Raw genomic sequence first — 13,393 nt, forward strand, 5'->3', positions numbered from 1 at the left:
TGTTCGCTACTTTCGGATAGTAATGACAAATAATGCCGGATTAAACGGTGTTAGGAAAGTGCGATCTTGCTGTGGGTTGTACAAACCCAAACCACCGGAACGGAGCAGACAATGTCCGATATGAAAAACAAGGTTGCCATCGTCACTGGAGCATCGCGCGGCATTGGCGCTGCCATTGCCGAAAGACTGAGCCACGACGGTTTTACTATCATCGTTAACTATGCAGGCAATGCCGCTCTCGCCGACGCCGTCGTCAACAAGATCGAGGCTTCGGGCGGCATTGCGCGAGCAGCACAGGCTGATGTTGCCGATCCTGCCGCAGTAAAGAGAATGTTCGATGCGGCCGAAGACGCTTTCGGCGGCGTGGATGTTCTCGTCAACAATGCCGGTATCATGACCCTGTCGCCTCTCGCCACAACAGAGGACGTAGATTTCGACAAGCTCGTTTCGGTCAACCTCAAGGGCACCTTCAATACCATGCGGGAGGCTGGTAAACGACTGCGCGACAATGGGCGTATTATCAATTTTTCCACCACTGTCGTCGGCCTGAAATTGGAAAACTACGGTGTTTATGCCGCAACCAAGGCCGCAGTCGAAACCTTGACGGCGATCATGACCAAGGAAATGCGCGGTCGAAACATCAGCGTCAATGCCATTGCGCCCGGCCCCACTGCGACCGATCTCTTTCTCGATGGAAAATCCGAAGAGCTGGTCGCACGCATGGCCAAGATGAGCCCGCTCGAACGTCTGGGGACCCCGGAAGACATTGCAGGGGTGGTTGCGTTCCTGGCCGGACCCGACGGTGCATGGGTAAATGGCCAGATATTGCGCGCCAATGGTGGGATCATCTAGATTACCCGTGCACGCTCTGCGAGGCATTTACCTCGTAGAGCGTATTATTCCCTAAACTTATCCTAATAGTTGTAGATAATCCCTATTCGCCTTGACAGTTTGTCGCGGTGAGGCTTCACATGAGCCGGATTCTTTTCGCCTTTTCTAATAGAATTGGAAATGGCACCGGTCGTCGTGAGGGGATGCAAATGCTTATTGGTTTCAACCGGCTTTTCTGGGCCTTTGCAGTCACAGCTTGCCTGTCGGCAGCTCCACACACTACACAAGCGGCCGAAACCCGGCGGATAGAGATCACCAAAGATAGCGATTATTTCGGCTTCGACTTGCGTACGGAAAAGAATGTCTCGCTCGACCAGTGCAAAAACATTTGTCTGGGCGACAATGCATGCCTCGCCTTCACCTATAATCCGAAGGTCAAGTGGTGTTTCTTGAAATCCGATTTCAACAAGCTCAATCAGTCCGTTGGCTCTATTGCGGGTAAGGTCGTCACGCAATCCGCTGCAGCCCGCGAAGTAGAAGATATTGGCGCTCCGCCCAGCATCTCGTTCTTCGCCGCCAATCTGATTGACGAAGCCCGTCGTCTGAAGCGCGCAATCAATGGCCTTGAAAGCTCCGACAGCCTGCGCACTTTGCGAAATGAAGCAGGTGCAGCGGGCCTAAATGGCGATCCGCGCACGGCAATGGAAAAGTTCCGCCTGGCTGCCAGCATGTCGCCGGATGAAAGCGAAATCTGGACCGGATATGCGCTTGCAGCGCTTGCGACCGAGCCGTCCAACGGTCAGGAACGTTCCAAGTTCCAGCGCGATGCGACGTCGGCCTCGTGGTTTGCCTACCAGACCTCACGCACCAAGGATGAGCGCGCGCAAGCGCTTGCCGTCATGGCGCAGGCACTGGAAAAGCGCGATGCATCGCGCCCGGCTTTGCAGGCTTATGAAGCGAGCCTTGATCTCGTCAATTCCGCATCTGTTCGTGCAGTCTATGAAGATCTGAAAGCCCGCAAAGGCTTCCGCATCGTCAATAATACGGTCGATAATGATAATGCCGCGCCGCGCATCTGCGCGCAGTTCTCCGAAGAACTGGTGAAAAGCGGTGTCGATTATTCGAGCTTCGTTACACTCGATAATGGCGCGCCAAAAGCTGTTGACGCCAAGGACCGCCAGATTTGCGTCGAGGGTCTGGAACATGGCCGCAATTATACGGTGACTTTTCGTCAGGGTTTGCCATCGGCTGTTGGCGAAGTGCTACCAGCTCCGGTCAATCTTTCGATCTATGTGCAGGACCGCGCGCCATCGGTGCGCTTTACCGGCGACAGCTTCGTGCTGCCTGCGAAAGCCCGTCGCGGCATTCCGCTGGTCAGCGTCAATTTGAGTGCAGCCAAGGTCAAGCTCTACCGCGTCGGCGACCGTTCGCTGGCACAGCTTCTCTCCGGCTACCAGTTCCTGCGCCAGTTGGACAGCTACGACATCAGCACGGTTTCCGATCAGATGGGTGCGCCTGTCTGGGAAGGTGAAATCGAGGTTGCAGGCAATGAGCTGAACAAGGAAGCAACGACCAGTTTCCCGGTTGATGAAGCACTGCCGGAACGCAAGCCCGGCGTCTATGTGTTGACCGCTGAACCTCTGGTTCAGAAGTCCGATGACGAATATGGCACCAAGGCAACGCAGTGGTTTGTTGTTTCCGACATCGGCCTTTCGACCTATACCGGACAGGACGGCATCAATGTGTTTGCCCGTTCGCTGGAAAGCGCAGAGCCGCTTAAAGGCGTGAAGCTGACGCTGCTTGCACGCAACAATGAAGTGCTGGGCGAAGCGACCACCGACAGCGATGGCCGTGCGACGTTTACGCCGGGACTGACACGCGGCACGGACGGCATGGTGCCAGCGGTGCTGATGGCAAGTCAGCATGATGAGGATTTCACATTCCTCGATATGGCGCGCGCCGGTTTCGATCTTTCCGATCGTGGTGTGACGGGCCGTGCCGTGCCGAAAGCGCTTGATCTTTATGCATGGACAGAGCGCGGTATCTACCGCGCTGGCGAAGTTGTGCATGTAGGCGCGCTTGCGCGTGACGACACCGCAACCGCAATTGAAGATCTGCCGCTCACCTTCATCTTCACGCGTCCCGATGGCGTGGAAGATCGCCGTCTCGTTTCCGACAGCAAACTGGCCGGTGGTCATGCCATCGACCTGACCTTGCCGTCGAACGCCATGCGCGGCACCTGGTCTGTATCGGTCTATACCGATCCCAAGCAACCAGCGATTGCCACGCAGATGTTCCTGGTTGAAGATTTCGTGCCGGACCGGATCGAGTTCGATCTGAGGTCTGACAAGCCGGAAATCGCTGTTGGCGAAACCGCCAGTATCACCGTGGACGGTCGTTTCCTCTATGGTGCGCCAGCCGCCGGTCTTGCGCTTGAAGGCGAAGTCACGCTTTCGACCAAACGCCAGTGGGACCGCTTCAAGGGCTATTATTTTGGCCTCGCCGATGAAGAACAGGGCGAAGCCACACGTCTGCCGCTCGATGGTCTGTCGAAGGTTGATGACAACGGCAAGGCGACTTTCCCGGTTGCAGTCGATGAAATGCCGTCAACGACGCGTCTCGTCAATGCAGCCGTCACCGTTCGTATGCGCGAAACCGGCGGTCGTGCGGTTGAGCGTAAGATCGATGTTGCCATTCAGCCGGAAACCGATCTCATCGGCATTCGTCCGGATTTCGCTGGCGATGAAGTTCCGCAGGGTGGCACTGCAAAGTTCAGCCTGATCGCCTCTGACAGCAAGGGTGATCGCAAGGCGCTTGATGGCGCACAATGGTCGCTGGTCAAGATCGAGCGTAATTATCAGTGGTATCGCAGTGGCAACAGCTGGAACTACGAGCCGGTCACTTTCACCAAGGCGATTGCCAACGGCAAGATTGACCTTAAAACCGATAGCGAGGCTGAAATCAGTCTGCCGGTCGATTGGGGTCGTTACCGTCTGGAAATCGAAACAGCTGATGCTTCGGGTCCGGCCACAAGCTATGAATTCGATGCGGGCTGGTTTGTCAGCTCAACCTCGACCGAAACGCCGGACGGGCTGGAAATCGCGCTCGACAAGGAACATTATGCGGCGGGTGACACGGCAGAACTGAAAATCTCCCCGCGTTTTGCCGGTGAGTTGCTCATCACCATTGGTGCAGAAAAGCTGCTCCAGACCATCACCGCCAGCGTGCCGGAAAGTGGTACGACCATCGATATTCCGGTGGGTGAGGATTGGGGTGCCGGCGCCTATGTTACGGCAACGCTGTTCCGTCCGGGTGAGGCGATTGAAAGCCGTATGCCTGCGCGTGCGATTGGTCTTAAATGGCTGAAAGTCGATCCTGCCGACAAGCAGCTTGCAGTCAAGCTGACCCCGCCTGAAAAGATCGCGCCGCGTTCCACACTTTCCATCCCGGTTTCGGTTGAAAATGCGGGTGGCGAACAGGCCTATGTCATGGTCGCGGCAGTCGATGTCGGCATTCTTAATCTGACACGTTATCAACCGCCGAACCCTGAAAACTGGTTCTTCGGCCAGCGTCAGCTGGGCCTTGAAATGCGCGATATGTACGGTCGCCTGATCGATGGCTCGCTCGGTGTCACCGGCAAGCTGCGCACAGGTGGCGATGGTGGCAATATGGCAGCCGAAGGCAGTCCGCCCACCGAAAAGCTGGTTGCGCTGTTCTCCGGTCCGGTTGAACTCGACAGCGACGGCAAGGCAACAGTCACTTTCGACATACCGCAGTTCAACGGCACCGCGCGCGTCATGGCGGTTGCATGGACCAAGAAGGCAGTCGGCCATGCGGTGACCGATGTCATCATCCGCGATCCGGTGGTCATCACCGCTGGTCTGCCACGCTTCATGGCCCCTGGCGATCAGGCCAATATCCGCTTCGATATTGCCAATACGGATGCACCGGACGGCGATTATCGTGTGAGCCTTGAGACCACCGATAATCTCGGTGTCGAGGTTGGCTCCTACCCTGAAAGCATCGCGCTTAAAGGTGGCAAACGACAGTCGATCACCGTTCCGCTCAATGCTGTGGCAACGGGTGCCGGTGGTGTGACGATCCGGCTTTCCAACGATGCAGGTCTCAATGTTGAACAGGCTTTGGCATTGCCGGTGCGTCCGGTCGATCTGCCGGTCACGAGCCGCCATGTCGTCAATCTCACGGCCAATGGCGGAAGTGTGCGAGTCGATGGCGGCCTTCTATCTGAAAGTCTGCTTGATGGTGCTTTTGTCAGCGTTGGTGTGACGCGAAGTGCCGCATTTGATGTGCCAGCTTTGTTGATGGCGCTCGACCGCTATCCGTATGGCTGCACCGAGCAGACCACCAGCCGCGCGTTACCGCTGCTCTATTTGAGCGAAATGGCGGCAGGCACAAAAGCCGCAGCGGGTCTGGAAAGTCAGGAAGAGCTCAAGAAGCGCGTACAGGATTCGATCTTCCGCGTGCTGAACAACCAGTCTTCAAGCGGTTCGTTTGGCCTGTGGTCGCCGGGGTCGGGCGATCTCTGGATGGACGCCTATGTGACCGACTTCCTCACGCGTGCCCGCGAAAAGGGTTATGACGTGCCGCAGCAGGCGATGCTGTCCGCACTTTCTAATCTGCAAAATGCGCTCGGCTATACCACCGACGTCAAGGAACGTGGCAACGACATTGCCTATGCGCTTTATGTTCTCTCCCGCAACAAGAAGGCTTCTGTTGGCGATCTGCGTTACTTCGCCGATACCCAGCTCGAAAACTTCGCAAGCCCGATGGCCGTCGCCCAGCTGGGTGCAGCATTAGCACTTTATGGCGATCAGCCGCGCTCGGAACGAGTGTTCAATGCGTCGCTCCAGCTTGCAACCAACCAGTCCAGCTACGACTATAACCGCTCCGATTATGGTTCGCCGCTGCGTGACGGTGCGGCCATGCTGGCGCTTGCTGCGGAAACCAAGCCTGCGCCGAAAGTGCTGCCGTCGCTGATTACGCTGGTCGAGTTCCAACGTGAGCGCGCGCGTTATCTGAGCACGCAGGATCAGGCATGGATGCTGCTTGCAGCACGTGGGCTTCAGGATGACAGTGGTGTAATCAGCCTCGACATCAATGGCACCGCGCATGAAGGTGCGTTCTCCGAGCGCCTCAATGGTGCAGCCCTTGAAGCGCAGCCTCTCGTCGTCACAAATATCGGCAAAGGCTCGGTCGATGCGGTCGTCACGGCTGTTGCTGCACCCGCTCAGTCACTGCCTGCGGGTGGTGAAGGTTTCAACATCGAGCGCACTTATTATACGCTTGATGGCGAACCGGCCAATGTCACCGGCGTCAACCAGAATGAGCGCTATGTTGTTGTTCTGAAAATCGACGATCTGCAGGAATGGCAGTCGCGTCTGCTTGTGACCGATCTGCTGCCAGCCGGTTTTGAGATCGACAATCCGGGCCTTGTTTCCAGCGCTGATCTTGGCAATTTCTCATGGCTCGAAAGCACGCAAGCGGCCCATCTCGAATTCCGCAATGATCGTTTCGTGGCTGCTTTCGACCGCTCCGCAGGCGAGAAGAAGCCGATCACACTCGCTTATGTGGTGCGTGCGGTGACGCCGGGTCTTTACACGCATCCGGCGGCAACGGTTGAGGATATGTATCGTCCGCAATTTGCAGCGCGCACGGCAACGGGCATGATGGAGGTGGCCGCGCCATAGCGCGGCCAGACGAATGAAAAGGCGGTGGAAAATAGTGATTGGCGGTGCCGTGTTTCTCGGCATCGCCGCTGTAGGAACGGTTGCTGGGCTTGACTGGCTCGACCGCGCTTATCCTCCGCCTTTGCCGGAACGGCTGACCATTTCCATCGAAGTCATGGATCGTGACGGCGCTTTGCTCCGCGCCTATGCAACGCCGGACGGCTATTGGCGGCTCAATACACGGATTGAGGATGTCGATCCGAAATTCGTGAAAATGCTGATCGCCTATGAGGACAAGCGGTTCTACGATCATGGCGGTATTGATGGCTGGGCGCTGTTGCGTGCCGCTTATCAGCTTGCAGGGAGTGCTCGTATTGTTTCCGGCGGCTCCACACTGTCCATGCAACTTGCCCGCCTGATAGAACCGCGCGAAAGCCGCAGCTTCGGCTCCAAGTTCCGGCAGCTGGCGCGTGCAGTTCAAATTGAGCGACGGCTGAGCAAATCTGAAATTCTCGAACGTTATCTGACACTCGCGCCCTATGGCGGCAATCTGGAAGGCGTACGGTCGGCATCATTAGCCTATTTTGGCAAGGAGCCGCTGCGCCTCACCATATCGGAAGCAGCGCTTCTTGTGGCTTTGCCGCAATTGCCGGAGCGCCGCCGCCCGGATCGCGAGATGGAGAACGCGGTTGCTGCGCGGGATCGCGTTCTAAAACGCATGGTTTCGTCTGATGTTTTCACGAGCGAAGAAGCCGAGCGTGCATCGCGTGAGCGCATATCCGCGACGCGTCATCCCTTGCCTTCATTGGCCGCTCACTTTGCCGATCTCGCTTTGAAACAGGCGCCGACCGAGGCCCGGCATCAGCTGACGCTTAAGAAGTCGGTGCAGGCTGGGCTTGAAGTTGTGGCACGCGAAGCTGCTGCGAAGCTTGGGCCAAAAGTATCGGTCGCCATGGTGCTGGCCGACAGTCGCAACGGCAATATCTTAGGCGAAGTCGGCTCCGCTGATTACTTCGATGGCAAGCGGCAGGGCTGGATCGATATGACCCGCGCCGTGCGCTCGCCGGGTTCAACGTTAAAACCTTTCATCTATGGGCTGGCCTTCGAGCAGGGACTGATTGCGCAGGAAACCATCATCGAGGACCGCCCGCAGGATTTTGCGGGTTATCGTCCGCGTAACTTCGATATGAGCTATCAGGGCGATGTCAGCATCCGCCAGGCGCTGCAAATGTCGCTGAATGTGCCGACCATCAGCCTGCTCGATGCAGTCGGTCCAGCACGGCTCACCGCGCGTATTCGTCAGGCGGCGGTTAATCTCCAATTGCCGAAAGGCGAAGCGCCGGGCCTTGCCATCGGACTTGGCGGTGCGGGCATCAGCCTGCGCGATCTGGTGCAGCTTTATACAGGCCTTGCCAATGGCGGTCGCAGTGCAGCCCTTCGTGACGGCACCGAAGGCTCAGAGCCGGTGCAGCCATCGGCCCCTATTCTCACCGAGCAGGCATCGTGGCAGATTGGCGATATTCTGGCCGGTGTCGTGCCGCCGCAGGGTGCTAAACGCCTCGGCCTCGCTTACAAGACCGGCACGTCCTATGGATATCGTGATGCATGGTCGGTCGGTTATGACGGGCGTTATGTGCTGGGTGTCTGGGTCGGGCGTGCCGATGGTGGCTCGGTGCCGGGCCTTGCCGGTTATGTTTCGGCAGCACCCATCCTGTTTGAAGCCTTTGTGCGCTCAGGCGTTGTTTCCGTGCCGTTACCGCGTGCGCCTGCTGGCGCATTTCGCACAGCACGCGCCGATCTTCCTGTAACGCAGATACGCTTTTCGTCTGCGAGCGATCCGCTGCCGGTTCTCAAAGCCACGATTGAGCCTGCGCCGCGCATCGTGTTTCCACCTGATGGCGCGCATGTCGAATTGAAAGCCCTGACCGATAATGCCTCGCCATTGGTGCTGAAATTACAGGGCGGACGCGCACCGTTTCGCTGGCTTGCCAATGGCAAGCCCATTGCTGAGATTGAGCGGCGGCGGACAACAAACTGGCAACCGGACGGAACCGGATATTCGACGTTGACCGTGGTCGACGCTGCCGGACGGGCCGCCAGCGTCAACATTTTCGTAGAATAACAGCTACTGGGCCGCTTCTGATAGAACAGCGCTTACAGCAGCCTTCTTCTCCAGCGACATGACTTTCAAATTGCCGGAAAACAGGATGCCGGTTATCGGAAGCACCGGCTCCACAGGCAGTTCCTCGTGATGGGCACTATCTTTGGGAACATGCAGCTTATGTTCCACGCCCTCTTCGGCACCAGATAGAGTAAGCGCCACATTCCCGCGTGCTTCCAGCAATTTAGTGCCGTAAAGAAACTCGAAACTCAGCATCGAAACCAGAAACTTGTAAGTTCCGTCGCGTACGCCGCCCTTCATCATTGCCGCGCGATGCACCTCCCCGCCCATCGCCACATCGAGCGGTGGAATGCGCGGATCACAGACATAGCCAAGCGCCAGCAGTTGTCCGTTATCAACTTCAAAGCGCATTCTGTCTGAACCGAGATCGAGAGCCGAAATCGAGAATCGGCGATTGCTGTATTGGACCGGCACGCGCCCCAGCCGCTTGCAAAGCTGCTCGCCGCTCAAAGCGCGTGCATTGGCGAAATGGTCCGGGTCGATAGCGAACGGCAGCGCTTTTGGACGATGTGGAACAGACAAGGCCGGTTCGAGAACATCTGCAATCAAGTTCGCAACGATGGTTGTCGAAACTGGGCGCGCATAATGACCCTGATCGAGATAGAAAGCCGGATTGCTTACGACATCACGGCCATATTGTTGCATCAGCATTCGCGAGACATCGGCTGAGATCGTTCCATACCATTGCGAAATGTAGTTGATGCCTGCATCAATAGAGGGAACGGAATTCAGAAATGAGCCATTGCGTGCGCCGAACACAAGCGTTGCAATACGCAAGTTTGGGTTGCGCTCAAGCGCGTAACGAATGATCCCTTCGTAAAACCGTGCCCAATGACGGAATGGACGCCGTTCATCGCCATAAACGAAGGCATCATTGATCGCATATTCGATCAGCAACAGCTCACACTCTTCGAGCTGTTCGAACTGCTTGAGCTGATAAAGGCCAAGAGCACTCGTCGTGCCCCCAACCGCGAGATCAGCGACGATGTCGAGTTCCACGCCGCGTTTCGCCATCGTCGATAAAAGCGTCGGCAGATAGCCGGGCAGCATGACGGTGTTTGAACCACCGATGATTACAGTCTTGAGTTTCATTTCGTCACCGTTGCAGCCTTACCGGCTGGCGTTAGCGAACCGCAACGCCACACACCGTAAGTGCTTGCATCCCAATCAAAATAATAAGCGGCTGCGATCTGGCCGCTATCCATCATCTGCCGAAAACGGTCGCGTGCTTTCTCGACCAGTTGTTCGCGATTATTGTCATTGGCCGGGCAGGCCTTGGACGTATTGGCAAAGCCCCATTCCGTGATCCAACAAGGCTTGCCATCCGCCCCACCGCAGAACGAAAGCGCATTGCTGATGTGCTTTGCACGTGCGGCCCGCGTGCCACTGCTGCCCGGATAGATGTGAATGCCGTAGCCGTCTGCAGCGCCATCCAAACCATACTTCTTGAGAAGATCAGTAAAGGCGGCGGGTTCGACAGTGTCGATTCCGCGCCGGTCGGCATCGATGAAGGGGATGTCGGACAAACCCGCAGATACAACCTTTGCCTCGGTGCTATGCTTGGTTTTCGCCAGCTCTGCCCGGACAATACGCAAAAGTTCAACGTATTTCTCTGCGCCTTTTTCGACCAGAGGAATCTCCTCCATCTCGCTTAAAGAGCGGGCAGTCTTCATCTTTTCCTTGGGCAGAATGGCAAGATCGCCATTATAAGCACCCCAGTTGATCTCATTGCCGGGTTCAATGGCAACGAGCGGAACCCCCAGCGCATCAATCTTTTGCAAGGCGGCACCCATTACCTGCTGAAAGTGCTCGGGGGATATGTCGGAAAGCCGATACATGTCCCAGATACGCCCACGCCCGGAACGGGGCTTCGTTCCTTCAGGATAGAAGTCTGCATTGTTGAGCGATATTTCGAGCAGAATAGCGAGGCCTTTTTCATGGGCAAGGCGTACGGCATCGATGCTTTGATCGAGCGGTCGTGTGAGTGACAGCCGAACCGCCACCACACCGTTCTCAATCATCTGATTGAAAATCAGCTCGCGCTCTGCCGGCTTGAGCCAGGCCATGTTGACCCTGTTGACGCCAAAGCGCGTATCGGCAAAAGCGCTCTCAGATTGGGCTGCTAACAACATGCCGCCTAAAAGCGCCACCGCTGCCACCACCCCACTCCCGATGCTCTTGCAGGTTTCCATCATCGGATACCGATATCCTTCAGCACGCCGTTGAAATTGGCTTCACATTCCGAATAACGATTGATGGCCGCTGGCACATCGATCCTGGAAAGGAAGTCGCGCAGATAGGCTTTTTTCTGCGGCTCGCGATTCCAGACGCTCGCATCGATATGCGGGAAGCCAACAAAACCGAGCATTTCGCGCATGCGATCATCGACAGCGATCATCAGTCCCGGGACACCCGACTGCATTCCGATGATCGTGCCGTGGAAACGGCGGCTCAGGCCGAAATCCTGACTGGAAATCCAGCTGCGCCATTTGTGCGTATCAAAGAACACCAGCAGCTCGTTCTTGCGCTGCCATTTTTCCATGTGTTTGTAATCGACCGGCGCCGTGATGCGGCTTGCGGCCTGATCATAGGCTTCGGAATGATCTTCACCCGCCATGTTCATGTTGTAGACGATGACCTCATCCTGAATGACATAGCTTGCAACGCTGTCCTTTTCGAGCAGTGCATGGGCATCAACAATCGTATCCGCCACACTGCCAAGATAGCCGCCGAAGGAAATTTTCTGCGCGTCTGCAAGGCTGGGATCGGCAAGGCGGCTCAGCGAGAGCTTCATCTGATCCGGCGCATAATAAAGCGATGGGCAGCCCGTCGGACGGACATATTTCATGCCCGCATCTTTCAGGAACTCTTCGGTGAAATGCCCGCGCGTGAGGAAAAAGCTCTCCTTGCGGCGCAGAATTTCGAGGAAACGGCGCGTACCTTCCGGCAACTCCGCTTTCAGATTTTCCTTCTTCTGAATACCGATGCCCATGACCACAATCGGCATGTTCAGCTTTTCAAAGACGAAGGATTCCGTCGTTGCCGCATAGCCGGGCCGCAGAAGATTGGCTGAGGCAAACAGGCAAAGATCAAAGCTTTCGTTGAGCTTCGCATAGGTATCCGGTGAATTGAGGCTGTTGGCCAGATGCCAGAACGGCACATAGGTCACATCATGGCCGCGCACTGCATTAGCTGCACCCTCACCGATGAGATAATTGCCCGTATTGGCAATCTTCTTGACCTGATCGATCACATCCTTCTTCGTGCGGATGGGTTCGAAATAGGGGCGATGCTTGACACTCGCCCCTGAAACGCTTTCGACGGTCCGCATCAAATAGGACGGGATGCCGGTGATCATTATGCGCATGGTGATCCATCTTCGCTGGAGTTAAGGCATGTCTCCCAAAAGTGGGAACCGGTTTTGGGACAAAGACATGCGAACAATAAAAATCTGAAGCCTGCTTCAGACCGAGGTGGACTGGGAGTTATCCAATGCCGATTTCTGAAAGCACGCTTCGGAAATTGCGTTCTCGCGCCGAGTAGTTTTCGATGACTTCGGGGATATTCATCGCGGCGATGTGGTCGCTCACGAAAGCCCTCCGATCGTTGGCCGCATTGAGATCGCGCGCGTCGATCTTCGGCAGACCGGAGAAATTCAGCATCTCTCGCATACGATCATCGACAGCGACCATCAGGCTCGGCACACCAGCCTGCATGGAAATAACATTGCCGTGGAAACGACGACCGAAGGAGAAATCCATAGTCGAGCACCAGGCACGCCATTGATTAGTATCGAGGAAGGCGTGAACGCTGATCTTCTTCTTGAGATCGTCCGAGCCCTTGTAGGTCAACGGACCGACGAGTTCGCCGGTTGTGGAATCGTAGGCGCGGCCATTGGCATCGGATTCAAGCTGCATGTCGAAGTGCAGCAGCTCATCTTGAACCACATAGGCTGAACGACCGTCATCCGAACTCAGCGCGTTCATATCGCCAATGGTTTCAAGTTCCGCCCCCATATAACCGGTGAAAACGGTACGGCCCTCGCCCACCTTCACATCGGGCAGACGGCTGATCGCCTTGCGCATATTATCCGGACGGAAATAGAGCGACGGACAGCCGACCGGACGAACATAGGAAAAGCCTTGATCGCGGAGATATCCGGCAGCATTTTCACCGCGCGTGAGGAAATAATGCTCGCGGGATTTGAGTACTTCCAAAAGCTTCTTCGTGCCCGCTGGCAGGCCGTCTTCGCCTTCAATGTCAGGACGGTTCTGGATGCCGATGCCGAGCATGACGACGGGCATATTAAGTTTGGATAGAACAAGCGCTTCCGCATCTGCGGACAGGCCCTTGCGCAGAAGGTTTGCGCAGGTGAAGACGCAGATATCGAAATCCTTGTTGACCTCTTCGAGACCCGTTCCATTGTTCACGCAATTATAGAGATGCCAGAACGGGATGTGCTTGGCGCTCGGCAGAAGCGCCGTCATCGCACCTTCGCCGATCAGATAATTGCCAGTATTGCTGATATTCTTCAGCTCCTGGATGAAATTATCCCTGGATTCGGAATCCCGCTGTTTTTCCGAATAATGGACCTGCGCTTTATCCGCACGTTGGATAAGGCGCGTCAGATGGCTCGGAATGCCTGTGACGAGGATTCTTGGATTGGTTGGGCGGCTCATAGGTCGACCTTTCT

Annotated in this window: 7 protein-coding genes; 3 read left to right on the forward strand and 4 right to left on the reverse strand. The window is 56.3% G+C overall.

What is annotated here, in order from left to right; translation table 11 throughout:
* Positions 1–111 precede the first annotated feature (111 nt).
* From FG152_RS14360 to pbpC, 3 genes are all read left to right on the forward strand, one after another.
* Positions 112–852 (forward strand): SDR family oxidoreductase, encoded by a 741-nt coding sequence (locus FG152_RS14360; RefSeq protein WP_010658646.1) that lies wholly within the window; start codon positions 112–114, stop codon positions 850–852.
* A gap of 182 nt (positions 853–1,034) precedes the next feature.
* Positions 1,035–6,539 carry an alpha-2-macroglobulin family protein gene (locus FG152_RS14365; RefSeq protein WP_010658645.1) on the forward strand — a complete coding sequence of 1,835 codons (5,505 nt, stop codon included), beginning with the start codon at positions 1,035–1,037 and terminating at the stop codon, positions 6,537–6,539.
* A gap of 13 nt (positions 6,540–6,552) precedes the next feature.
* Positions 6,553–8,640, forward strand: a complete 2,088-nt coding sequence (gene pbpC, locus FG152_RS14370; RefSeq protein ID WP_036563451.1) for a penicillin-binding protein 1C — start codon at positions 6,553–6,555, stop codon at positions 8,638–8,640.
* A gap of 3 nt (positions 8,641–8,643) precedes the next feature.
* Here the strand turns inward: pbpC and FG152_RS14375 are convergent, their stop codons facing one another.
* From FG152_RS14375 to FG152_RS14390, 4 genes are all read right to left on the reverse strand, one after another.
* Positions 8,644–9,792, reverse strand: a complete 1,149-nt coding sequence (locus tag FG152_RS14375) for a hypothetical protein (RefSeq protein ID WP_010658643.1) — start codon at positions 9,790–9,792, stop codon at positions 8,644–8,646.
* The gene (locus tag FG152_RS14380; RefSeq protein ID WP_010658642.1) at positions 9,789–10,895 is read right to left on the reverse strand and encodes a hypothetical protein; all 1,107 of its coding nucleotides are present in this window, start codon (positions 10,893–10,895) and stop codon (positions 9,789–9,791) included. The genes FG152_RS14375 and FG152_RS14380 overlap by 4 nt, the downstream gene beginning before the upstream one ends.
* A complete protein-coding gene (locus FG152_RS14385; RefSeq protein ID WP_036578860.1) occupies positions 10,892–12,067 on the reverse strand; it encodes a polysaccharide pyruvyl transferase family protein in 1,176 nt (391 codons plus the stop codon). The genes FG152_RS14380 and FG152_RS14385 overlap by 4 nt, the downstream gene beginning before the upstream one ends.
* A 118-nt stretch (positions 12,068–12,185) precedes the next feature.
* The gene (locus tag FG152_RS14390; RefSeq protein ID WP_010658640.1) at positions 12,186–13,379 is read right to left on the reverse strand and encodes a polysaccharide pyruvyl transferase family protein; all 1,194 of its coding nucleotides are present in this window, start codon (positions 13,377–13,379) and stop codon (positions 12,186–12,188) included.
* Between the last annotated feature and the right edge of the window lie 14 nt (positions 13,380–13,393).

Source organism: Ochrobactrum sp. XJ1 (assembly GCF_024701725.1).
GTDB classification, from domain to species: Bacteria; Pseudomonadota; Alphaproteobacteria; order Rhizobiales; family Rhizobiaceae; genus Brucella; species Brucella anthropi.